This is a genomic window from Paraflavitalea speifideaquila (assembly GCF_032395985.1).
Lineage (GTDB): Bacteria > Bacteroidota > Bacteroidia > Chitinophagales > Chitinophagaceae > Paraflavitalea > Paraflavitalea speifideaquila.
Window position 1 is genome coordinate 3,368,216 of record NZ_CP135920.1, and the last position, 24,272, is coordinate 3,392,487.

Annotated in this window: 25 protein-coding genes and 1 pseudogene; 9 read left to right on the forward strand and 17 right to left on the reverse strand. The window is 48.3% G+C overall.

The window, feature by feature from the left end; all coding sequences use genetic code 11:
• The 6 genes from RS881_RS23060 (at position 1) to RS881_RS23085 (ending at position 4,116) form a co-directional block, all read left to right on the forward strand.
• A complete protein-coding gene (locus RS881_RS23060; protein ID WP_315823243.1) occupies positions 1-858 on the forward strand; it encodes a tetratricopeptide repeat protein in 858 nt (285 codons plus the stop codon).
• Entirely contained in the window at positions 855-1,148 is a 294-nt protein-coding gene (locus RS881_RS23065; RefSeq protein ID WP_315823244.1) for a hypothetical protein, read from the forward strand. Before RS881_RS23060 ends, RS881_RS23065 begins: the two co-directional genes overlap by 4 nt.
• Positions 1,149-1,159: 11 nt before the next feature.
• Positions 1,160-1,516 carry a hypothetical protein gene (locus RS881_RS23070; protein ID WP_315823245.1) on the forward strand — a complete coding sequence of 119 codons (357 nt, stop codon included), beginning with the start codon at positions 1,160-1,162 and terminating at the stop codon, positions 1,514-1,516.
• A gap of 97 nt (positions 1,517-1,613) precedes the next feature.
• Positions 1,614-2,330, forward strand: a complete 717-nt coding sequence (locus RS881_RS23075; protein WP_315823246.1) for a CHAT domain-containing protein — start codon at positions 1,614-1,616, stop codon at positions 2,328-2,330.
• Positions 2,323-2,679, forward strand: coding sequence for a CHAT domain-containing protein (locus RS881_RS23080; RefSeq protein WP_315823247.1), 357 nt, complete (start codon positions 2,323-2,325; stop codon positions 2,677-2,679). Before RS881_RS23075 ends, RS881_RS23080 begins: the two co-directional genes overlap by 8 nt.
• 261 nt (positions 2,680-2,940) lie before the next feature.
• Positions 2,941-4,116, forward strand: coding sequence for an IS4 family transposase (locus tag RS881_RS23085; RefSeq protein WP_315824580.1), 1,176 nt, complete (start codon positions 2,941-2,943; stop codon positions 4,114-4,116).
• A gap of 294 nt (positions 4,117-4,410) precedes the next feature.
• On the opposite strand, the gene RS881_RS23090 is transcribed toward RS881_RS23085, so the two are convergent.
• From RS881_RS23090 to RS881_RS23170, 17 genes are all read right to left on the reverse strand, one after another.
• Positions 4,411-5,967 (reverse strand): MopE-related protein, encoded by a 1,557-nt coding sequence (locus RS881_RS23090; protein ID WP_315823248.1) that lies wholly within the window; start codon positions 5,965-5,967, stop codon positions 4,411-4,413.
• A gap of 233 nt (positions 5,968-6,200) precedes the next feature.
• A complete protein-coding gene (locus tag RS881_RS23095; protein ID WP_315823249.1) occupies positions 6,201-6,965 on the reverse strand; it encodes a DUF7619 domain-containing protein in 765 nt (254 codons plus the stop codon).
• 125 nt (positions 6,966-7,090) lie between these two features.
• Entirely contained in the window at positions 7,091-7,366 is a 276-nt protein-coding gene (locus tag RS881_RS23100; RefSeq protein WP_315823250.1) for a YxzC family protein, read from the reverse strand.
• A gap of 2 nt (positions 7,367-7,368) precedes the next feature.
• Positions 7,369-8,859, reverse strand: coding sequence for an RHS repeat domain-containing protein (locus RS881_RS23105; RefSeq protein ID WP_315823251.1), 1,491 nt, complete (start codon positions 8,857-8,859; stop codon positions 7,369-7,371).
• A gap of 38 nt (positions 8,860-8,897) precedes the next feature.
• A complete protein-coding gene (locus RS881_RS23110; RefSeq protein ID WP_315823252.1) occupies positions 8,898-10,598 on the reverse strand; it encodes a hypothetical protein in 1,701 nt (566 codons plus the stop codon).
• Positions 10,595-11,008, reverse strand: coding sequence for an RHS repeat domain-containing protein (locus RS881_RS23115; RefSeq protein ID WP_315823253.1), 414 nt, complete (start codon positions 11,006-11,008; stop codon positions 10,595-10,597). The genes RS881_RS23110 and RS881_RS23115 overlap by 4 nt, the downstream gene beginning before the upstream one ends.
• Positions 10,984-11,553, reverse strand: coding sequence for a DUF6531 domain-containing protein (locus tag RS881_RS23120; protein ID WP_315823254.1), 570 nt, complete (start codon positions 11,551-11,553; stop codon positions 10,984-10,986). Before RS881_RS23120 ends, RS881_RS23115 begins: the two co-directional genes overlap by 25 nt.
• 36 nt (positions 11,554-11,589) lie before the next feature.
• Positions 11,590-13,212, reverse strand: a complete 1,623-nt coding sequence (locus RS881_RS23125) for a CARDB domain-containing protein (RefSeq protein WP_315823255.1) — start codon at positions 13,210-13,212, stop codon at positions 11,590-11,592.
• Complete coding sequence (locus RS881_RS23130; RefSeq protein WP_315823256.1) at positions 13,209-15,182, reverse strand: CARDB domain-containing protein; 1,974 nt, start codon at positions 15,180-15,182, stop codon at positions 13,209-13,211. The genes RS881_RS23125 and RS881_RS23130 overlap by 4 nt, the downstream gene beginning before the upstream one ends.
• Positions 15,179-15,688, reverse strand: coding sequence for a CARDB domain-containing protein (locus RS881_RS23135; protein ID WP_315823257.1), 510 nt, complete (start codon positions 15,686-15,688; stop codon positions 15,179-15,181). Before RS881_RS23135 ends, RS881_RS23130 begins: the two co-directional genes overlap by 4 nt.
• Positions 15,681-15,830 carry a hypothetical protein gene (locus RS881_RS23140; protein ID WP_315823258.1) on the reverse strand — a complete coding sequence of 50 codons (150 nt, stop codon included), beginning with the start codon at positions 15,828-15,830 and terminating at the stop codon, positions 15,681-15,683. The genes RS881_RS23135 and RS881_RS23140 overlap by 8 nt, the downstream gene beginning before the upstream one ends.
• A gap of 5 nt (positions 15,831-15,835) precedes the next feature.
• Positions 15,836-16,396, reverse strand: coding sequence for a PKD-like domain-containing protein (locus tag RS881_RS23145; protein ID WP_315823259.1), 561 nt, complete (start codon positions 16,394-16,396; stop codon positions 15,836-15,838).
• Positions 16,357-18,984 carry a PKD-like domain-containing protein gene (locus RS881_RS23150; RefSeq protein WP_315823260.1) on the reverse strand — a complete coding sequence of 876 codons (2,628 nt, stop codon included), beginning with the start codon at positions 18,982-18,984 and terminating at the stop codon, positions 16,357-16,359. The genes RS881_RS23145 and RS881_RS23150 overlap by 40 nt, the downstream gene beginning before the upstream one ends.
• A 30-nt stretch (positions 18,985-19,014) precedes the next feature.
• Positions 19,015-19,803: a hypothetical protein gene (locus RS881_RS23155; protein ID WP_315823261.1), complete on the reverse strand. Its 789-nt coding sequence runs from the start codon at positions 19,801-19,803 to the stop codon at positions 19,015-19,017.
• Complete coding sequence (locus RS881_RS23160) at positions 19,749-20,048, reverse strand: hypothetical protein (RefSeq protein ID WP_315823262.1); 300 nt, start codon at positions 20,046-20,048, stop codon at positions 19,749-19,751. The genes RS881_RS23155 and RS881_RS23160 overlap by 55 nt, the downstream gene beginning before the upstream one ends.
• A gap of 368 nt (positions 20,049-20,416) precedes the next feature.
• Positions 20,417-21,232: a substrate-binding domain-containing protein gene (locus tag RS881_RS23165; protein WP_315823263.1), complete on the reverse strand. Its 816-nt coding sequence runs from the start codon at positions 21,230-21,232 to the stop codon at positions 20,417-20,419.
• The gene (locus RS881_RS23170) at positions 21,220-21,453 is read right to left on the reverse strand and encodes a LacI family DNA-binding transcriptional regulator (protein ID WP_315823264.1); all 234 of its coding nucleotides are present in this window, start codon (positions 21,451-21,453) and stop codon (positions 21,220-21,222) included. Before RS881_RS23170 ends, RS881_RS23165 begins: the two co-directional genes overlap by 13 nt.
• 123 nt (positions 21,454-21,576) lie before the next feature.
• On the opposite strand from RS881_RS23170, the gene RS881_RS23175 reads away from it, so the two are divergent.
• The 3 genes and pseudogenes from RS881_RS23175 (at position 21,577) to RS881_RS23185 (ending at position 24,272) form a co-directional block, all read left to right on the forward strand.
• Positions 21,577-21,825 carry a hypothetical protein gene (locus RS881_RS23175; protein WP_315823265.1) on the forward strand — a complete coding sequence of 83 codons (249 nt, stop codon included), beginning with the start codon at positions 21,577-21,579 and terminating at the stop codon, positions 21,823-21,825.
• The gene (locus RS881_RS23180; protein ID WP_315823266.1) at positions 21,785-22,465 is read left to right on the forward strand and encodes an inositol oxygenase family protein; all 681 of its coding nucleotides are present in this window, start codon (positions 21,785-21,787) and stop codon (positions 22,463-22,465) included. The genes RS881_RS23175 and RS881_RS23180 overlap by 41 nt, the downstream gene beginning before the upstream one ends.
• A 221-nt stretch (positions 22,466-22,686) precedes the next feature.
• Positions 22,687-24,272: pseudogene (locus RS881_RS23185) on the forward strand (sodium/sugar symporter).

The following is a 24,272-nucleotide window of genomic DNA, read 5'->3' on the forward strand; positions in this document are numbered from 1 at the left end:
TTGCTGCTTTTTTTCATTCAATCTGTTGCTTCACCCGATAGTACGGGGTTGCCGGCATCCCTGCAACGGCAATTACAGGATTTTCAACAAAAAGATGACCTGGAGCACTGGCTCTATGCACGCATTGATTATGTGGATGCGGCTCCCTTTGAGCGGATCGGTTTCCTGATGGAAACCCAGCAAGCTGCCTGGAGAAGTTATACAACGTACGATGAACGGGTAGCCTGGTTCAATCTGCTGATCCTGCAGGGCTATTACCAATTACAAACGGGCAATATCCTTTCGTCTATCAATGCGTATGAAACGGCCCTGGCTTTCTATGAAGCCTATCCGTTGCCAGATGCTGATAATATAGCCTATGTGCTGAAACCATTGGGTAATAATTATACCCGGCTGGCCGATTACAACACCGCTTTGTTTGTGCACAGTAAAACCCTGGCCCTGGCACAACAGCGGAATGACAGGCATGAAATGGCTGCCACTTACAACAATATGGCTATTTGTGCCCGCTGGAAGGGTGACCTGCCCCTGGCATTACAATACAGTAAGGCTGGCCTGGCAATTGCTAACCGGCGTACACCTTTGTATGGCCTGCTGCTGAATACCCTGGCGGATGTGCTGACTGAAAAAGGAATGTATGATACTGCCAATAAGGTGATTGAACAATCCCTTCAGTTATTGAAGTCCCATAAGCATGATACGGATGCTTTGTATTGGTACGGCAGCAGTTTGCAGGTGGCGGCCCGTATAGCCCTTTGCAAGGCAGGTACCCGGCTGCTATGCAATATGCTCCGCAGGCATTGGACTTGTTTAACCGGTATTACCCGGCAGCCCGGCAAAGAGAAAAAGCCAAGGTGAATGTATTACTGGGCGATGTGAGTTTAAAGACCGGTCAGCCGCAAAATGCTTTACAATTCTACCAGCAAGCGCTGTTGTGGTTATTGCCAGCCTGGAAACCGGCATCTGTAGGTGCAGTGCCTGCTGAAGAATTACTGTATAGTGAGAATACGCTAACAGACGCATTAACGGGCAAGGCCGATGCCCTGCGTTTGCTGAATAAACCAGAAATGGCCCTGGAGCATTATATGGCGGTATTTATGGCAGGCCGGAAATTGCGGGCTGCTTTCTTTATACAGAATCGAGGTTAAAGGAATTGCAGTTGGCCAAGGTGCGTGCCAATGCCGCTATGCAGCTGGCTTATACCCTATGGAAGGATACGCATCAAAAGAAGTATGAAGAGCAATTACTGCTGATTGCCGAGTTGTCCAAGGCCCAGCTATTGGCCGATGAAAGAGCTGCACGCTCGGCGCAGGCAAAAGGAGTACATCCAATAGACAGCATCGGTAAACGTGCAGCACGATTGCGGGATGCGGTGATCTACTATCAACGTGAATTGGCGGCGGCTCCCGGCAATAAAGTAATTCCCGACCTGTTGCAGACTGCGGAATATGAACTTTCCTTGCTTAACAAAACAGGACGGGTACAAGCTAGAAAAGATACGGCAGAGGAAAAATGATCAGCCTGGTACAATTGCATCATTTCTTTCAACGTATTCCGCCACAGGTAACGGTACTGGAGTTTTTGCCGGTATAGACAGTACCTACCTCCTAGAAATGGACAACAGAGGTGTTTCCGGTATAAAGGTGATTGGGAATAGCCGTATGCTGGAGCAGGAAGTAGGGCAATTCATGCAGCAGTGGTTTATGAATGGGGCGGCGCCCATGATCAACAATCCCCGTTCATTCTATGAACAAGGCTACCACCTGTATACCCGGTTATTTGCAGACTACTCATGGGATAGCACGCGCCGCTATTTGCTCATTCCCGATGGCATATTCAGCTACTTACCTTTTGATGCGTTGGTAACCCACGCTCCATACAGCCACAATTATAGCGCCTGGCCCTTTCTGTTTAAGCGGGCTACCTTATCACAGGCTTATTCTTTACAAACCTGGTACCAGCAGCAATCGGCTGTATACAGTACGCATAGTTTTGCCGGTTTCTTTGTATCCAAAGGGAAGGGGCAGGCTCAGCCCGCCCTGGCGGTAAGGCAGGAATACCAATCCTTGCAGGCAAGGATCAAAGGAAGTTATTACCTGGATTCCAATGCTACCTGGGGTCATTTCACTGATCAGGCCAATGGCAAAGGAATTGTGCACATCAGTAGTCATGCGGTATCTTCTGCGCAAGACTCTTTTCCTTACTTACAATTCTATGATCAGCCTTTTTATTTGTTCGATCTGCGGTACCGTTCTTTTGCGCCGGCCCTGGTAGTATTGGGGCTTGTAAAACGGCCGATGGGGCCTGGCTGGCAGGGGAGGGGTGAATAGTTTAAGCCGTGGGTTTACGGCTGCTGGCGCCGGTGGCGTTATTGCAGGTTTGTGGAATGTAAATGACGAAGCAGCCATTGGTATCCTGCAACAGTTCTATCAACAATTAGATCATGCTAAAGATCCAGGCCTTGCCTTATACGATGCCAAAGTACAATGGCTGCAAGCGCATACCGGTAATGCCACCTTACAATTGCCTTATTTCTGGGCTGGTATTGTATACAGCGGACGCCTGCAACCGGTAATACTGGAACGGGAAAACAATCATTGGCTGTACTATGCAGCAGGCTTGTTAATAATTATAGGTGCAGGGCTCCTGGTTGTCAGACAGATTAAGCGACGTAATTAGGGTATTCAGCACTCCGCTTCACAATAAAGGGGTTAGTGATAAATGTACATCGGAAAGCCGGCGAGGGAATTGATTTGTTGCATGACCAAGATAGTTTTAGAAAGTCTATAATAAATGCAGGAGGTATAACAGTAGCTTTATTGGCAGTCAGGTGTTAATTTTCAGGCGTTAGGTCTATGTAAAGAAAGGTGAGTCACCCTGCAGCCCGGCATAGCAGCGCGGCAGGGCTATTGTGTACCCACAAATAATAGCTTTGTGACTATGAATCAAAGCAATTATAATTACTTATTCGGGGATAAACGAATAGAGCGTCGCGGAGAACAATTACTAAGTTCTTTATTTCGAGCAGGTTATAGTAGTATTCAATCGATATCCAATAGTCGTGCAGAACAAAAAAGGATATTATCGTTTTTAAAGAATGATAAAGTACAAGAAGACCTGTTGATCAGGGAGATGGTAGAGCGTTGCGGTAAGGTAAGTGCTGGCAATGTAGTTTTATCGATACAGGATACCACCGAGATCAATCTATGTGATCATAGTGGACGGATCCTCTATGATGAGAGTCTTGGTCCGATCAACGATACGATAAGAGGGATAGGCTTTAAGTTACATCCGAGCCTGGTAATAGATGCCCGAACGAGCTATCCCTATGGGTACTCGGGTATTGAGGTGTGGTCCAGGGAGCATCAGAGACAGGAAGTGTCGCATTATGTTCAGCAGCGCAAGAGTGTATCAGAAAAGGAGAGCCAGGTATGGGTGGATTCCAATGAACAGACTTACAAGAGCCTGTCGGCAGCCCAGGCAGTGATCATTATTCAGGACAGGGAGGGCGATTTTTATGAACAGTTTGCCATGGCTCCCCAGGATGGCAAGTTCTTTTTGCTGGTACGCAGCAACCATAACAGGCGGCTGGAACAGGGTGTAAAGCTTTGGGATCATATAGAGGGATTGCCCGTAGCGGGTCATTATAGGACAACCATCAGCTATCAGCATAAAGACAAAACCAGGAAAAAGAGGGAGGCTGACATAGCCGTAAAAATTGGCAAAGTAAAGTTAAAGAAGCCTCATAAGAAGGCAGCGTCCATGCCAGGGTCATCGGTACAGTTAACCGTAATAGAGGCGCGGGAGGTAAACACAGACTTTGCAGACCCGATATTATGGCGTCTATATACTACCTGGCCGGTAGAAGACTTTGAACAGGCCCATACGGTGATAGAATGGTACAGATGCAGGTGGTTTATCGAGGAGGTATTTAAAGTGCTAAAAAGGAATGTTTTAATATTGAAGGCAGTGAGCTGGAAAGTGGTTGGAGCATCCGCAAACTTACCCTCATGCTGCTGGACACGATCATTAAGTTGTTTCAGATGTCAATTGCCTACGGTATGGAGGAAGGGGATAGTCCTGATACGGGAACAATGTTTGAGGATGAGGAAGTAGCGTGTTTGGCAAATATCAATAAAAAGGTACAGGGCAAAACAGAGAAACAATCAAATCCCTTTCAGCAGCAAAACTTAGCCTGGGCATTTTGGATATTAGCACGACTGGGGGGATGGAAAGGATATGCATCCCAAAGAAAACCAGGGTTTAATACCCTGATAAATGGACTAACTAAGTTTTACACCATTTATCAGGGATATGCTTTACAAAAAGATGTGGGTACACAATAGCCCTGCAGCCCGGCATAGCAGCGCGGCAGGGTGGCCCACCTTTTTAATGTCTAACAGCTATTACCTATAACCTGATCACCTTAATGGTCTTGATCCGTTTTCCCTGCCGGGCTTCTATCATATAGAAACCTTTGGCATAACCTCCGCCTAATGTGATCACCTGACCAGCATTAAGATTAGCCCTGGTTTCAATCAGCCTTCCTACATTGTCGTGTACACTGAGGGTTATTTTTCCCAGTTTGTCCGGGCTGTAGATGTACACCTGGAAGGTGGTATAGCTGGGTACCGGCCGGGCAACTACATTGAAATCCGCTACGGCTGCCGTATCTGCTCCCATGCCTGCCTTCAGCGTATTGGTCAGGGTAGTGATGATCACTTCATCAATGACGCCGTTACAGTTGTCGTCTTTACCATTGATGATCTCCGGAGCGCCGGGGTATATCTTGGGATCATAATCATGGCAGTCGCCACCAAGCAATACATAACCGGCTAAAGGAATGGCCGATAACCTGGAGCCTTCATTGCGTCCATAACCATCTTTGTCAACATCCTGGTAGTACCGCAGCATGGGTAAGCCTTCATCGGCCTGTCCATTACAGTTGTCATCACGGCCATTGGCCAATTCCGGTGCACCGGGGTAGATGGTAGCGTCAAAGTCGGCACAATCTCCACCCACCAGTACATAACCTGCCAGCGGTATGGCCGATAGTTTGGAGCCTTCATTCCGTCCATAACCATCTTTGTCTACATCGAGGTAATACCGTAGCGTGGGTAATCCTTCATCTATTTGACCATTGCAGTTGTCATCCCGGCCATTGGCCAGTTCAGGTGCACCGGGATAGATCGTAGCATCAAAGTCGGCACAATCTCCATTCAACAGTACATAACCTGCCAACGGTATGGCCGATAGTTTGGAGTTTTCATTTCGTCCATATCCGTCTTTGTCCACATCTATATAATACCGCAGCATGGGCAGCCCTTCATCTACCTGGCCATTGCAGTTGTCATCCCGGCCATTGGCCAGTTCAGGAGCCCCGGGGTAAATGGTGGCGTCAAAGTCGGCACAGTCGCCGCCTTTTAATACCCAGCCGGGTATTGGTGTGGCTGATAAGCGTGAGCCTTCATTGCGGCCCCAGCCATCTTTGTCTACATCATTGTAATACCGCTGTATACCGCAGCCTTCATCTACCAGGCCATCACAATCATCATCCAACTGGTTGCAGATCTCTGTGGCGCCTGGATGTACCGCCGCATTGTTGTCGTTGCAGTCACCCGTCAGCTTAGCATACCCTGTTGGTGGCGTTGCGCTGCATATCGTAATATTTTCGGTACTGCCATAGCCATCACCATCGGCATCTTTGTAATATGTGTATTTGGTTACTCCTTCATCTATTTGCCCATCGCAGTTATTGTCTATATCATCACACAATTCAGGAGCGCCGGGATATACTGTTGCATTGTTGTCATTGCAATCCATACTATTCAGTACATAACCCGCTGGTGGGTTACAGGTGGTGCCCTGTTTGGGTGCGGCCAGTGCGCCAAAACCATCGCCATCGGCATCCAGGTAATAGGTAACGGTGAATCCTTCATCTGTCTGCCCATCACAATCATCATCCACGCCATTGCAAATCTCTTCGGGACAATTGGTGAGCGAAGCGGTTACTTCGGCCGTCTTTTAAGCGCTTCTGTATTACCCACCTGGTCGGTAGCCAGGGTGAAGAAACCGTAGTTCACACCCTGAGTACCGGTGAAGGGGTAGCGTTGCTGGTGATCCTATCCCGATATAGCGTAAAGGGGCTGTTGTTTTCTGAAACATACAAGGCATATTCCCGGATGCCGGTGCCTCCTGCATCATCCTGTCCCGACCAACTTATAGTAATCGTATCTTTTTTGTACCTGGGCGGCCAGGGCCTTGCTGGTGGGTGCTACGGCATCGATGCTGTTGACCCAGGTATTGGTCGGTATCTCTTCATTGGTGTCAAATACAATGATCGCTTTGGCGCTCACCGTATCGCCGGTGGCTACATTTGATTTGGTATTGATGAGGTAAGTAACGTATCCTTCACCTGGTTTTTGCAGGGTGTCGTTAAAGCGGTTGATGGCTGTATCGTTGACGGGCAAGATACCCACCAGCGCATCTTCCGGTGCGCGGCCCGTGATGGGGTCAATGGATTTGAACGACCAGAATATTTCGTGTTTGGTAATGTCAATACCTGCAATTACATCCACAAATATCTTCAGCGAATCCCTTACATCGAGCCGCGTGGTATAAAAACTGGTATTGTCTGGCACCGTGAACGTATAGTGCCCAAAGCCAAAACTGCTGAGGCGCAGGCTATTGATATTGATGCGGGGATCGATGGCCTGGCGGATGAAGATATTTTGTGCCGGTGCGGTGGCAAACTGCGGGTTATTTTCAAACCGTATACGGAATGATAACCTGTCTTTGGCGGCAATCCAGCGTTTGTCCAGGTAGCCCTGCGGCCCTAGCATATCATTAGGGTCTTGCGAATGCACACGGCGGATGATCCATTCCAGTGGATTGTCGTCATCGGGCAGGGTAGAGTCGCCCCCTTGCCATAGCCGCCGTCCTGGCTGCCGCCATCGGGCGGGCATTCGGATTGGGCAAATACGGCAGGAGAAATACAAAGCGTTAACAGTGTAATCAGAATCAGTATGGTTGCATTGACATGTTTCATGTGTCAATTTTTATTGTATGTTTAATACCCGTTGCCAACAACTCATTTATTATGCGATGTTGCAATTTGTTGGGCATATATTTTTATATCATCCTCGCCGTATAAATAGACCCCTGGACTGTTTTGCATATCAATGGTTTCCAGGAATTGAATAGCATCCCAGATTATAGATTCGGCCTCTTCTGGTTCATAAATAAGGAGCCCTTTATCTTTCATACGCCTGGCTTGAATTGCCCAGTCCGATGCTTCTTCCCTGGTGATGGTTTGGTTGAGCATCCCATTAAGCATTGTTTCAATATTGGTAAGGTTGACTTTCATTGTTACCATTTTTTTATAAAATTTCCATTCTCGTCAAACATATAATGAGTCTTGGGGCCATCTGTTTGCGGACGTACGATCCTGACATTGCCATTATGGTCTACGGTTTCATGCCAGAATCTTGTTTTTCCTGTTGCAGGGTCCCATTCCTTAACACTTCTGCGTCCTGCCATAGTTCCGGGTGTATTGGGTGCCTTGGTTGGACCATAATACCGGATCCTCCCGTTTTCTAATTCTTTAAATCCCTTCTGACCATGTTCTTCCAGCAGCTTTAAGTGCTCACGTAATCTTGCGCCATTGGCGGCCGATTTTGCGGCGGCTCTTTCTGCTAATTTCCTGGCCTCTCTTTTGGCCGCATATTTCAAAACCTGCTTGGCGCCTAACTTCAAAATTCCATACCCGCCGAATAGCTGTACGCCTATTCCAAGTCCTTTTCCAAACTGGTAGGCCCAGCTACATTTGTCTATCTTAGAATCTGGCCCTCGCAATAGTTCAGTTCCTCCCCAGGTCAATTCATCGGCAAAGCCAGCGCCTACATTCATGACATCATCCCAAAAGTCAGTGCCTAAAGGGTCGAGCCTGCTGATGGGGTTGTTGCCGGTATAAGCGTAGAGCCCCATGCCATCTACATAACCCAGCGGGTCACGCTGCAAAAACCTGCCCTGGCTGGCATCATAGTGCCTGGCCCGGTAATAGAACAGGCCGGTTTCAGCCTCATATTGGCGACCGGTGAAAGTATAGGTATTGCCAATGGCCGAAGCGGTTAATACAGTATAGCCCTTGTTGTAAATGGTGGGTTTGCCAAAGGCATCATACTCGTAGCGCTCGGCTACAGCGCCGTTGGCATCCGTTATGGCCATTACCGAACCCAAAGTATTGGTATGGAAATAGTAATCCTGGCCATTGCGCTGCATGGAAACAATATCATCTATCCAGGTACCCCATATATAGGAGGCTCTTACGGTGTTTCGTCCATCCAACTCTTCAATGACCTGCAACCCGTCATAAAAGTAACGGGTGGTATCTGTGTTAGTAATCTTCTGTATCCTGCGACCCAGGGCATCGTATTGATAGGTGGCCACAGCTCCATTGTTAATGGAAATAATCCTGTTCTCCGCATCGTAGCCATACGTATGTGTACCATCGCCTGTTACATTTCCATTGCCGTCATACAGCAGGTTGACCGGGCTGCCAGTGCTGATACTGCTGTAGGCATTCATATTGTTTGCCGTATAGGTGGCTGTTTGCCCATTGATCTGAGCCGTGGTACGATTACCTACCGCGTCATAATTGAAGAGTGATGGGTTGCCACCTTTATTGTAGCCGGTAAGCTGATTCAATTTATCATAGGTAAATTGCTCGGATTGCGTGGTGCGATGCCTGAACTGGGTGGTGAGTGGATTGTTTTCCTTGTCGTAGGTAAGACCCAGGTCAACAAAGCGGGTAGGATTGTAGTTAAGATCAGTTACCTGCTTATTGCCATTATACACCACGTTGCCGCTGGTTTTATTGCCAAACTGGCGGGCGATGATCAGCCCGGCGGCATCGTAAGTAAAACCGGCCAGGAGAGCGCCCGCGCCATCTTTAATACCAGTAAGCCTGTCGCGTCCGTCAAATGACCTTTCAATGATCCGGCCGTTGGGGTATATGATCTTTTGATGCCTGCTACCACATTGTATACATAGCCGGTAATGCGGCCATTCAAGGTTTCGCTGGATAGCCGGTCGGCAGCATCATAGGTAAAGGATACCCGGGCATAAGGATTGCGGGCCGATAGTAAGTGTCCCGTAGCATCATACTCCAGCGAGTCTGTATACACAGGATACTTACGTTGTACAGGCCGGTTTACTTTGTCGTATACAAATTGAATAAACTGTCCCTTGTTGTCTGTACGGCTAAGTATGTTGCCGGCGCCATCGTAAGTATACAATACCTTTGTATTGTCCGCGAAGATCTCTTCGGTATTCCTGTCTAATGCATCATATTTATAAGTAGTGGTATTGCCCTTGGCATCGGCCAGCGTTAATAAATTGCCGGCCACATCATAGGTGCGGGTAGTAGTTGCCCCCAGCGCATCGGTGATGGTGAGCAGGCGGTCCAGCGCATCATACGTACGCCCGGTATTATTGCCATTGCGGTCAGTTTCCTTTACCACATTGTTATTGGCATCATACGTGTAGAGCGTGGTGCTGCCAATGGCATCTGCCGAGGAAGTGAGCCGGCTCAGTACATCATACTTATAAGTAATCGCATTGCCTTTGCCATCGGTGGCCGATAAACGGTTGCCATTGGCATCATACGTATAGCTTGCTATGGGGCCCAGTTTGTCCGTTACGCCGGTAACCCGGTTCAACACATCATACTGGACATATAAAATATTGCCACCCGGATAGCGGACCACTACGCGGTTGCCATTGCCGTCATAACTGTATTGTTTGGCTTCGCCAACCGGATTGATCTCGGCAGTGAGGCGGTTTAGGTGATCATACACATAGCTGGAGGTTTTGCCATTGGCATCGGTAGAACTTACCAGGTTGTTCATGGCATCATATACCAGGCTGGTCGTGTGCTCCAGTGCATCTGTTTCCCTGATCAGGTTATTGTGGGGATCATATACATAGCGGGTGCTGTTGTTGTTGGGATCGGTAATGCTCAAGGCGTTGCCATTGCCATCATAGGTATATTTGGTAACGCCGTTGGCGGCATTGGTAAGGGTGAGCAGGCGGTCCAGCGCATCGTACGTATAATTCGTTGTATGATTATTGGGGTCGGTTACGGCCGTCATATTGCCCCATTCATCATAACTGGTTTTGGTAATGCCTCCAATAGGGTCGGTCATGGTAACCGGGTAACCATGTTGATTATAGGTATAAGTAGTAGTATAGTTCCTGGCATCTTTGTGGGTTAGCCGGTTGCCCTTATTGTCGTAGGTATACTGAATTACCTGGTTAAGGGCATTGGTAACGGATGTAAGATTGCCTTTGCCATCATAAGCCAGGGTGGTTTTATTGCCGTTCTTATCTGTAATGCTGGTTATTTTACTTAGGAGAATATCCCAGGTAAAACGGGTGATCTTACCGGCGGGGTCGGTTTCAGTTAATGGATTCCCCTTGGCATCATAGGTATACAGGCTGGTATTTCCATTGGCATCTATGACCCGGTTGATATTGTTATTGGCATCATAACTGTAGCTGGTTTTGAAACCACAGCAATTCCCTTCTTTATTGATCAACCTGCCTTCTGCATCAAACTCATAAGTGGTAATAAGGTTCTTGTCACCATTCTTCTCGATGAGGTAGGTCTTGCGCTGACTGGCATTGTAACTGATGCTTTTTCCGACTGACAGGAAAGGAGTTTGCTCACCGCCCGGTTGCCATTGTAGGCAATGTTGACCGTATTGCCATTCCAGTCGGTCATAGCTGTCATCAGGCGACCAGGACCATAGGTATAGCTGGTGGTATATCCGCCAGCATTTTTAACCGATGCCAGGCAGCCGGCACTATTGTATTGGTAGGTAATCACCCGGGCAGGGTTGCCGGCAGCTGAACGTGCTTCCGATAGCCGGTTATTGGCCCAGGTAAAAGTGACAGACCGGTTGGATCCATCGGTAATACTGATCAAATGCCCATCGGCATAAGCCATGGTGAGGGTATTGCCATTGCGGTCCTTAACACTGGTGAGCTTTTATGGCCGGGGTCGTCAAAGTAATATTCCGTATTGTCTTTGGTTACCAGCTTATACTTGCCAGGGGCATACTGCAGCAGTACGTCAAATACGCCTTTGGGTGCTAAGTAGGCAATTTCATACAGCACGTACCGGTCTCTGCGGCCATCACCTTTGCGGAAGGTGAGGCCACTACTGTCAGACGTATACCCCAGGTTATAACGGAAGGTCCAGCCATACCCATAGCCATCGTCTTTGGCCCGGTCGGCACTGTTGTAAGCAAAAGAAAGGTCCAGGGATATACCGGGACCTGGTATTTGCAGGTCGGTGCGTTGGTAAAACAGACCGCCCGTATAACTGTTGACCTGCAGGCCGCCGGGACCGCTGAAATTGGGCCGCGTAATATTCTGTGAAAAAGCTACCTGCAGTGCTGTTAGCAAGGTGAGCAGCAGCAACAGGAGGCGCCCGTACTGCCCTAAGCCGGGCGGTACCGCAGATCTGGTGATGGATAATTGCTTCTTCATAAGCCTGTTCATATTTGTTGTTGCCAGTTGTACTGTTTACCGTATCAACCTGAAGCGCAGGTTGGAACCTGTTTGCGACAAGGTGAAGATGGTGATGGAACCGGTTGCACCGGGTCGCAGCACATCTAAGGGGGCATTCAATTCTTTGAATTCAATGTATAGTTCCGTTTTGCTATTGATCATATCGGCTACCATACCATCCGTCACAAACGAGATGGGATCGCCACCTACACTGATCAGGATACGGGTGGGTACCGGTATATCCACATTAGACGAGTTGCCGAAATTGATCACCATGGGAAATACGCGGCGGGTACGCGTAGCTTCGGGATATTGCACATCCACATCCATCAGTTGATTTACGCCTACATTCTTAATGCTGCAATAGAATCCGCCTCCCGCGCCACCACCACCGCCTGCCAGACCGCCACCCGGACCATTCACGATACTAAAGCCATCGGCCAGGCTGGTAGAGTCTTTATTGGCCTTCTTCATTTTTACATCATACGTGCCTACGGGCATGCCTGCCAAATTGAAGGAGGCAAAGAGGGTAGTGCTGTTGACGTAGGTAATGGTATGTGCCGGCGTAGCACCCAGGGTAGCATCCTGCAGCATGATCTGCATACCTTGCTCAAATTTGGCTCCACTGATCTTTATCGTTACCGAACCTGTATTACCGCCTTCTTTGGCTGCAATGGTCAGTATCTCGAAATTGATCTTCTTGGCCAGCAGGGTTATGGGTTGCTGTTTGCCGCTGTTCACCGCACCGTATACCATGATATAATAAGTGCCTTTTACGGTGGCGGGTATTACTATTTCCTGGTTGGGCCTGAAGGCATTGCTGTAGGTAAGGTCATACGTGGTGCGCGTAGGCACATCACCATACCTGATGTACAGCTCATTGGCCCCTTGCAGCGAATCGCTTTTCAGGCTTACCAGCAAGGTTTCTCCTGCCTGTGAATCGGGTATCTCCAACCGGTAATACAAGGGCTCATTTTGAGCGAGGTTATTGGCCGCCAGGATATTCAACTTCAGCTCAGGTACATCCAGGCTTACTGTTTGTAGGGATGCCTGTGTGTTGTTGTTCTCATTGTCCTCAAAAATATTATCGGCCAGGTCGGTACGTACCAGTGCATAGTATTGGCCTGCCGACAAACCGGTGGCTTTTACCTGCTGGCTATGTTGTTCCGAACCCTGTGGCGGTAACTGTATATATGCATCGGCAGTGAACAAGAGCAGGTCTTCCTTATTCCACACGGTATCTTTTGACAAGTAGATGCCTTCCTTCAATTTGCCGGTGGCCGCATTGGCGCCCATATTGGAAAGTGTCCATTGCACTGTAATATGGCCACCGATGGATACTGTGGCTGGCAATACGGTTACATTCGATACAAAGAGATCGGAGGGAGCGGGCTGTAAAATGAAGATGGTGCCACTGGCCGTATTGTTGTTCTCGGCCTCATGTTCATACACTGCATTGTTATTATCTGTCTGGAACAGGATATAGTAATTGCCCGCTGCATCTTTGGGTATCGTAATATCCAGGCTGTCCTGGTAGCTGCCATTGCTGGCCAGGTCGCCTTTGCGTGCATAAGAAGCCAGTACCTTATCGCTGCCATCTACTTTATTATCGGCCGACAGGTAGATCCTTTCTGTCAACCTCCTTTGGTGGTGGCGCCGGGGCCCTGGTTCAGGATGGTCCAGCTAATATGGATGGGCTGGCCGGCATCGCCCGTGGAGGGGTGTTGGAAAGCATTCACCTTCAGGTCGGCCGAAGGCGGCAGGAAGATATTGATCGGCTTCGGCGTAGGGGTGGGCTGTCCATTTTCCGTAAACGTGATCGTTTTGTAGTTATCCTTCAGGTTCTTATCCCGGTTGTAATTCTTATGGTCGGCCACCATCAATAAATAGTAGTTGCCCGAAAGCCCATTGGGTACTGTGAAGCTGAGCTTATCCGAATAGGATTCATTGGTATGCAGCGGACTGTACAATACCGCATCTGTAATAAAGGCGTCACCGGCGTCAAAGATGGTATCCTTCGATACAAAAATGCCATCATACCAGTAGTCATAATAATAACCCGTCATGCCGCCTTTATTGATTACCGACCATTCTACCCTGGCTGGTTGACCTGCGGTGACTGAATCGGGTAGGGATACCTGTGTAATGGCCAGGTCGGCATGTTCTGCATGCATACCATGAATGGCCTTGCTGCGGAGTGTATTGTTGTTCTCGCCCTGGTATTCGTAGATGTAGTTGTTTATGTCGGTCACTACATAGAAATAACAATTGGCCATATTGACGCCGATATTGCGCAACAGGTTCATGCTGATGTATAAGGAATCACTGATCTCATACGATTCATTTTGACCCAGGAATTGCGTTTGTGTGAATGATTTGATCATATAGGCTCTGCTACCGGGCCATACTGAATCTTTGGATATGTACACATAATCCCGCCAGGCTTCACCACTGATGTCCTTGCCGCCTTTATTGGCTACTGTATAGCGAATGCCTATTTTTTGTCCGGAAGCCAGCGTGTCGGCCGATAGGGTCACGGAAGTTACCTGCAGGTCGGCCGAAGGCGAAAGGGTGATGGCCCATGCACCGCTGCTGTCGCGGTTGTTCCCATCGGCGCCGCCTTCAAAGATGGCATTGCCATAATCGGTATCTATGAATACATAATACGTGCCTTGAATACCTTGCGGTAATTTGAATGTTTGTTGTTTTTGAGCACTGGCGCCGGGATCGAGCGGATTGCCATAAGAAAGATGGCCCGCCCTCAGCGCTGTTGTAGCATTATAAGAAGGGGTGGGCGACAGCCAAATGATATCCGTACGTTGTTGGTTGGGTATCTTCCCATTACCCTGGTTCTTAACCGTCCATTCAACTGTTACCTCATTACCAGATGAACCGGTTGCTGGCGCCACCACATTGTACACGATCAGATCGGGTGTTTGGATGATGATCCTGCTGCGCCTGGTATTGTTCGATTCATTGGTGTATTCAAACACCTCATCACTGTAATCGGTTACCAGGAACAAATAACAGGTGTCTTTGAGTCCACTGGGAATGGCAATCCTGTCTTCATTGCTGTAGGTTTCCCCATTATTGAATACCGGGTAGGGTGAAGGTGATTGGGTAGCTAATAACATAGCGCTATTCCTGTTGAATACAGCATCTTTGGAGATATAGATAGCATCTCTCCAGCGCCTGTCTTTTGCACGTGGCGCCGTAGCTCCCTGGTTCTGCACTGTCCAGTCTACCAGCACCGATTCGCCTGTAGATGCATGTTCCGGGTTGTTTAAGCTCGTCACCACCAGGTCGGGTGGCGGTGTCAGGAAGATATTTAAAGCATCACTGCGCCCTGTATTGTTGTTTTCAGCGGCGAATTCAAATACCTGGTTACCCGCATCGGTTACTACATAGAGATAATGCTTGCCAAATAACCTGTCGGGCAGCGTAAGCGTGATGCTTTGGGTATAGGTGCTGTCGGGCTTCAGGATACCGCTATGGTTTACGGTGGCTACCCGCATGGCTGCATCATTGTCGAAGGCGCTGTCGGGGCTTAGGTACACCATATCATTCCAGGAAAGCTCTTTGTTATTACCCGTACCCTTATTGATCACTGTCCACTCCAGCGTGATGGGTTCGCCCGAAAAAGCATCCCCGTTGTCACTACATTGGTTACCCGCAGGTCGGGTGGCGGTGTGAGGTTGATCACCAACGGCACCACTTTTATATTGTCGGTTCCTATTGCTTCCCCCAATCGCTGGTCATAATTGGTTTCTACCAGTATGTATTGCTGTCCAATGATATTGCGTGGCAGGTTGCCCCGGATGACGCTGGCATAACTTTGGCCAGGCTGTAAAGCGCTCACATTGGCCCTGGCTCCCAGATAAGGATCAATCACTTTATTGAGGATGGTATCTGCCGAGAGGTAAATGGCATCATACCAGGTACCCGACCGGCTGCTTTCCTTACCGGTATTCCTGATCTCAAAGGTTACATCAATCGCTGTTCCTGTAAAGGCTTCATCAGGGGCATCGGCATTGGCCACAATAAGGTTGGGCAGGTCGCTGATGACAAAATGCTGGGTGGGACTGCTGGTTTGCGCACAGGCATTTTTACCCACTACTTTCAATGGTATTTTTACCGGCAGCAAATCCCGGCAAATGATTTTGCCGGATCACGGTGCCTATCTGGTTAATATTACTAATGGTGGGGTTGATTGGTTCGGTGGTGCTATCGGCCCATACATACAGGTCGTACGCCAACGCATTTACCGCCGGCTGCCAGGAGCAGGAAATGGGAAAGCGTTGATCACTGTGCCGCTTGCAGGGAACAGGTTGGTTGGTGCAGCAGGTATCAGGGTACTGGTCACTGTGATTTGCTCTGTACGTACCGGTGTGGTATCGACTCCGCAATTGGTAATGGCTTTTACCGTAATTGTATGTGTACCCAGCGTGGTCCAGTTTACTGAAACAGATACACCCGTAGTGGCCAATAGGTTACCCCCACCCGATAGCGACCAGGCATAGGTTACTCCTTGTACCGGGGCGATATAATAACCAGTAGTTCCTGCACAGGCTTCTTTGAAGCCCTGGATGGGTGATGGCTGGGGCGCAGCAATACAGAAACTGCGGTCTACTGCCGCCGACTGGTAATTGCCATTGCCAGGTTGTGAAGCCCGCACCACTACCGTACCTGCGCCAATGGGCGTTAAACGATTGCCATTATTGATATGTGCATAGCCGGATACGATCGAAAACTGTACCGGCAGGCCCGATGTACTATTGGCATTCAGTATAAGATAGTTTTGCCCATAGGGTTGGTCAGGCACTTCCTCAAAGGTGATGGTCTGGAAGGTTTTGATACTGTAAACTCACGTGTCACAGGTGTAGCTGCCAGGTAATTGGCATCACCGGGCTGAGTGGCACTGATCACTACGGTACCTGATCCGGTAAGCTGAACCATGTTTTGTAGCACAATGGCCGGGCCGCTTACTACTGCATAACTAACCGGGAGGCCCGAGCTGGCTGTCGCCTGCAGTGCAAAGGGCGGATCGCCAAAGAGTTTATTGGTGAGAACCGGGAAGTTGATGGTTTGCGTTTGTTGTTCGGCTGTAAATACAATGGCATTGGAAGCAGGACCATTACCGCACAGGTTGGTAAACTTCAAGGTATAGCTGCCTGCGTTGGCTGCATAATAAGTAGGGGTTGTTTCGCCAACAATGGCCGTGTCATTCCTGTACCATTGGTAATTGGTTGCAGGTAGGGTGGCATTGAGGTAACGGCCAATGGCTGTTATAGCTGGTGCAATAGTGGGTTGCGCGCCTACAGTGATGTTGATAAACGAGCTTGGACCATCGCCACATTGATTATAAGCTTGCACGGAGAGCTGGTATTGGCCCGGAATGTTCCAGTTGATCTTGGCTATACCGCCGGTAGTATCCAGGTTGGCTGCAGGTTGTATTTGCCATCTATACTGAACACCGGGTTCTATATTGGCCGGTGTATAGATCTCTGTGCCAACACATGACTGCGTTTTGCCGGTAATACCCGGTGCATGATCAGGCAGCCGCAGCAGGGTAATAACCTTATCGCTGGTTACGGTATCTGAAGGGGCAGTTGTAATGAGGCGTACGCGGTAATTGAACCCAGTGAGGGCGTTGGCAGGTATCAGGGCCTGTATGGTGCCTGAAGTATTGGAAGCCAGTGTTCCCAGGGTGGTGGGATTGCTGAAGGAACCATTTTGGTCTGATCCCTGCAAGGTAAATACATTAGCTGTGCCATACAATGCCGATGCTGTAAAGGATAATGGCACTGTACTGCCGGCGCACACACTATCCGGCAATGCGCCAAGTGTTAAAGTAATAGCGTCCGGCGGATCGACCTGGAAAGCCGCTTTGTTTACCAGGCTCCAACTGCCCCTGGCATCCTTAGCCCGTATGTATAAGGTATATTGCCCTGGTTGCAGGGTATCTACCCGCACCAGGATGGCCAGGTTATGGATATCCGTGCCGGGTGTAATAGCAACGGAGGTAGCCTGGCCCAACCCCGGGTCTTTATTGATATAATATTCCAGGTAGGTAAGACCGGGTTTCGTATTGCCTGTTACAGTAGTGTCTACACCACGTATAAAGAGCCAGCGGTTCATCATGCTCCAATGACCTGCAGCATTGCGTCCACGGATATAGAAGGAATGAATACCATTGGTAATACTGGTGGGATCTACATTCACTACCAGGTTGGGCAGTTCAATGCCTGGTGTAAGCGATACAGGCGTACCATTATTAAACCCTGGATCCTGGTCTACATACCATTCCAGGTAGGTAATATTGGAAGGTGGTGCGCCGGCGCTTTCATTATATGGTTTTACAAATAGCCAGCGGTTGACGAGGCTCCAGTGGCCCTGGGCATCTTTGGCGCGTACATAAAACGAATGGATGCCGCCGGTCAGGGCACTGGGGTCTACATTGATCAGTACATTGTTGAGGTCGGTGCCAGGTGTTATTGACAGGTTGGTGGCATTGCCCAGGCCGGGATCACTATCGACATACCATTCTACCTGGGTGATATTGGGCGCGGCTGGATTGCCCGTTTCATTGTAAGGCTTGATAAATAACCAGCGATTGGTAAGGCTCCAATTGCCTTGCGCATCCCGTGCGCGTACAAAGAAACCATGAATACCCGCCGTCAGGGTAGCGGGGTTAATGTTGATCAGGAGATCACTCACTGTTGTGCCGGGTGTGAGGCCCAGGCTATTGGCCTGGTTGGGGCCTGGATCATTGTCTATATACCATTCTGCATAAGTAATATTAGCGGGTGGTGTGCCTCCCGTTTCATTATAGGGTTTTACAAACAACCAGCGGTTGGCCAAACTCCAGTTGCCATTGGCATCCTTGGCCCGTACATAAAAAGAATGGATACCCGCTGTCAGTCCGGCCGGGTTTACATTGATCAATACATCTTCCGGAACATCACCCGGCAATAAGGGCACGCTATGGCCCTTATTGTAACCGGGATCATCGTCGATGTACCATTCTAAATAAGTTATCATGGCCGGCGGGGCATTGTTGATATTGCCGTAGGGCTTCACAAACAACCAGCGGTTATTGAGACTCCATTTGCCGGTAGCATCCATGGCCCGTACATAGAGGGAATGGATACCACTGCCAAGGCTGGTGGGATTGATCTGTATGGGCAGGTTATGAACAGCCGTATCGGGCACAAAGGATAGGGGTGTGGCGCTGCCGTAACCCGGATCGGTATCAATATAATACTCTATCCGGGCAATGCCCGCTTGTGCCTGGGTGTTGGTGGGCGCCGCAAGAAGCAGGAGCAGACAACAGCCAATCATACTGCTGATGCCGGCCCGCAATAACTTGCAGCAATACCCTGCCCGTAGATGGTTTATATATAAGACCATACTAGTCATGTCAGGAGGTTGACGGAAATATTAATTGTTGCTGCGCACACTCACCGTAATGGTATACGGGTTGTTGCTGGCAGTTTGGGAAGGCGCGGACAATTGGTATATCGCGGGTATTGCCGGAATACCGCTTAAGCGATAAGTAAAGCCGGCATCGCCGCCAAATACCCCGGCATCGGTTGGTGTGCCATTGCCGTTGATGCCTGCATTAATAGCCGGACTGCCTGCTTTTAACACCAACTGGTTATCGGCTGCAATACTGCCGCCATTCCAATTGGCAAAAACATTGGCGAGGTTTACACTGAATACATTGTTATTGCCGGCCGGTACATTGGCACAGGATGAAATGGAGAAGAGATTGTTCTGTATCACACTTCCCGAGGAAGTAATACACTGAGCACTGATAATATTGTTCCGTATAATAAAGGAGTTGAGGTTGATGCCAGAACTGGTGACTACGTTATTGGTAAAAAGCCCCGTGGAATTATCCAGGGTAATAGTAATAGAGTAAAAGATATTATTGGACACCAGCAGGCCGCTTACTTCACCATAATCATAGAAACCACCGCCGGATAAAAAATTGCTGAAGACGTTGATATTGGAAACGGCCGGTTGTTGACCGGTAGCATAATTATATCCCAGGTAGAGGTAGCTTGTTATCCTGCACCGTGAAATGGTGATATTGCTGGCGCCTACATATACAGTGCTTAAGTTGAGGCCCTGTAGAGAAGAACCTTCGGAGCCGGGAGTAAAATAGATATTCACATAATAGTCGGCCAGGGCGGTAGCTTGTAAGCCCGGGTTCTTGTCCAGCATATAACCAAAACCAAGGAATGTAAGTTTTTGGTTACTGTTACTCCACTTCCATTCAGGTTGTTGTTCTGGTATATCTGTATGGTATCACCATTGGCAGCGGCAGTGATCACGTTGTTATCGAAGGTGGCAAAGTCAACACCGGCAACCGGTGTACCTAAGTAACCAACACGGAGGATCTTTGCCTGGGCTGATGATAGGCCAATAAGGAGGGTCATCGCCAGGATGGCGAACAGGGGCTTAGTCATATTGTAAGAGTTTAATGATTCCTAAATGGCATAGGATTACTGGCCGGCTATATAGGCCGGATGCATACTAACAGGGAGCCCGATCAGGAGGACGCTAATGGATTTTCAGGAAATAGATCAAATGTGGGATGAACGTTTCGACAGGGTTGAACTGAAGCGCTATGTTGAAGTAAAACTATTTTGTTTTCCGGATAATGCAATATTAAATTGACTTTATTTTGGTGATATTGATCAAAATGGGGGATTTTCCGGTATGCCCAGGGTGTAATGCCGGTAAGGGTTTGAGGCCTTTAGCTATAGTTTATCGTTGGTTGATTACAGGTTGTACTGTATGGTTGAAGCCATTGTGTTACAGCTCATGCTCACCGTTATTTACCCCTGGTGGATTCTCTTGTTACCAGCACAGAAGGCATTACAATGGTTTCGGCTTTTAACCGCTCACTGCTTTTCCTAAGGCTATTAAAAAGAACCGCGGCGGCCATTTTACCCATCTCAAAAGCGGGTTGGGTAATGGTGGTAAGGGATGGGTTTAATATAGGAGCGGTAGACTGGTTAGAAAAACTGATGACCTTGATATCTCCGGGTATACTTATTTTTAATTCTTTACAAGCCAGGTATACACCAGCAGTTAATTTTTCTACAGCAGCAATAATACCATCCGGCCGGTTCTTTCTTTGTAACAAAGATTTGATGATGGCGTAGTTCTGTGTATCATCGTTTGTACACAATACCAGGTCCTGGTCCTGGAAGTTCAGTTGATGGGATGTCATGGCCTGCTTGCAACCATGGAGACGATTTTTGCTGATAGACAATGTTTCGGAGATGGTAAGGTAGGCAATATGTTTGCACCCCTGATCAATCAGGTGCTGGGCGGCCAGGCAGCCACTTTCCTTGTCGTTGGTGGTAATACGGGTAGTAGCAGTATCTTCACAAACCCGGTCAAAGAATACCACCGGTATGCCCCGCTGCATCATTTCTTTGATATGTTGATCGTCCGAGGTTTCATTGGATATGGAGATCAATACCCCATCTACCCGTCCGCTTTGAAAATCCGTCAGGATGGCCTGTTCCCGCTCCAGTTGTTCGTGGGTGAGATAGATCAATACATGGTAACCTTTTTCACGGGCGATGGATTCTATGCCATTAATGGCCACTGAAAAGAAGCTGTCAGCTACTTCGGGCAATACCACGGCGATGGTCTTGCTTTTCTCTTGCGCAAACTGCTGGCATAGGGATTGGGTACATAATTGAGCTTCCGGGCCAGTGCCAATACCTTCTGTTTGGTTTGTTCACTGATCTCATGACTATCGGTAAAAACTTTAGATACGGTTGACACGGAAAGCTGTAATTCCTTTGCCAACATTTTCATGCTAATATTGGGCATACCGTCTTGACTATGATTCAAATGTAACCATTTCCCCGCAACCGGTTTCGTAAATAAATATGGTTGATGATGCCTGTCAGAAAAGATTTAGATGCAAATTAGTGGAGCGATCCCGCCTTTATTATCCATTAAATTATTTGCTTTATGACGCCTGTGAACAAATTTTCTGAAGCCGAAATAAACCCACTGAAAAGCCTTGATGAATGGGAAGAAGCTGTCCTGGACCGGTATCCCGATCCGGAATCCATTGCTACTTCCAAGAGCACCGAAGAATACCGGAATTATGAAACGCCGGTACGCGATACGGTAAAGGAGTTTTACCGGCTTAATCATACTTACCAGACCTATGATTTTGTACAGGAGAAAAAAAAGCAATTACCTCAAATTCGATAAGAAGGAAATGCCTGTATGGGACGCCTTCCAGTTCTTGAACCAACTGGTAGATGACTCTGATCCTGATACGGACCTGGACCAGTTTCAGCACCTGCTGCAAACTTCCGAAGCCATCCGTGCTGATGGTCACCCCGACTGGATGGTGATGGTAGGCCTCATGCACGATATGGGTAAAGTACTTTGCCTGTTTGGTGAACCCCAATGGGCGGTAGTAGGCGATACCTTCCCGGTAGGCTGCGCATATTCCAATAAAGTAGTATTCCCGGAATTCTTTGCCAATAACCCTGATTATTCCGATGCAAGGTTCAATACAACATTGGGGGTATACAAACAAGGCTGCGGTTTGCGCAACGTGGATATGTCCTGGGGGCATGATGAGTATGTATACCAGATGATGAAGGATTACCTGCCCGAGTCGGGACTGTATATGTTGCGTTACCATTCCTTCTATGCCTGGCATAGGGAAGGAGAGTATGATTACCTGCTGGATGATCATGACCGGGAAATGCTTAAATGGGTGAAACTTTTCAACCCGTACGACCTGTATTCAAAGAATCCAACACCGCCGGACTGGAATACATTACGTCCTTATTACCAGGAGCTGGCAAATAAATACCTGCCTCAAAGGCTGAAGTTTTAAGAACTGTTAGTATATAGCTATTAGGTATTGGTAGTAGACCTTTGGATATCAACTGAAGATTACTATTTGGTACCTTACATTTTCCTCGTTACATTAGATCAGAACGAAACTGAAGGTTTAAACAGCAACAAGACCGTCACCTTGTTGTTGTTTGAGCCCTCAGGAAAGCTGCTTTATGAATAAATTACAAACCGCAGACTATATTGTCTTCCTGGTATATTTTGTCCTCGTATCCCTGTACGGCCTGTACATCTATACAAAGAAGAAAAAAAGGCACTACCGATTCCAAAGACTTTTTCCTGGCCGAAGGCTCCCTTACCTGGTGGGCCATTGGCGCCTCACTCATTGCTTCCAATATTTCGGCTGAACATTTTATAGGCATGTCGGGCTCGGGTTTTGCCCTGGGACTGGCCATTTCTACGTATGAGTGGATGGCGGCTGCCACCCTCATCATTGTGGCCGTATTCTTTATTCCGCTGTACCTGAAGAACAGGATCTACACCATGCCCCAGTTCCTGGCCAAGCGGTACAATGATAAGGTAAGTACCATTATGGCCGTATTCTGGCTGTTGGTATATGTTTTTGTGAACCTTACCTCCATTATTTACCTGGGCGCTATTGCCATTACCTCTATTACCGGCATCGACTTTGGCTGGTGTATTGCCGGTTTGAGTATATGCTCTGTCATCGTAACGCTGGGGGCATGAAAGTAATTGGATATACGGATGTGATACAGGTATTGGTATTGATTGCCGGTGGATTGATCACTACTTACCTGGCGCTAACCTTATTGTCGGAGAAGTTTGGCCACGGCGCCAATGTACTGAAAGGGCTTTCCTTATTACGGGAGCAGGCCGATTCTCATTTTCACATGATCTTCAAACCCGATCATAATTATTATAAAGACCTGCCCGGCCTTTCGGTACTGATTGGTGGGATGTGGATCAATAACCTAAGCTATTGGGGATGTAACCAGTATATTACCCAGCGGGCCCTGGGAGCCGATCTTAAAACGGCCCGCAATGGGATACTGTTTGCAGCTTTCCTGAAATTGCTGATCCCTGTGATCGCTGTATTGCCTGGTATTGCCATGTACGTAATGCACCAACACGGCATGTTCCAACAGGAGATGCTGGATGCTACGGGTGCCGTAAAACCCGATCATGCTTACCCCACCCTGATGAATTTGTTGCCTGCAGGGTTAAAGGGAATGGCCTTTGCCGCTTTAACAGCGGCTGTAGTAGCTTCCCTGGCCGGGAAGACGAATAGCATTGCCACTATTTATTCATTGGATATATACCGTAAGTTCTTCAAGAAGGATGCTACCGAAAAACAGGTGGTGCGTACAGGAAGATGGGCTGTGATCATTTCCATGACCATTGCGGCTATTGTAGCGCCTGCGCTGCGGTCGCTGGACCAGGCTTACCAGTTCATACAGGAATATGTAGGTTTTATTTCGCCTGGTGTGCTGGCTATATTCCTATTGGGGCTGTTCTGGAAAAAGACCACGGCTGCTGCTGCCCTGGCTGGCACCTTATTGACCATACCCGTATCTACTTTATTGAAATTCCTGCCTTCCTGGACAGGGGGTGCTTTCCCGGATTATCCGTTCCTGGACCGTATGACCATTACTTTTATCCTCATCCTGATCGTTATGGTATCCATGAGTTATCTCTGGCCGCGGCGGGAGGGTAGGGAAGAGCCCGTGATCATAGAACGGTCGATGTTTAAAGTAACCCCGGCATTCATGGTGGGCTCGGTGATCATATTGGGTATACTTACCGCATTGTATACGGTATTTTGGTAA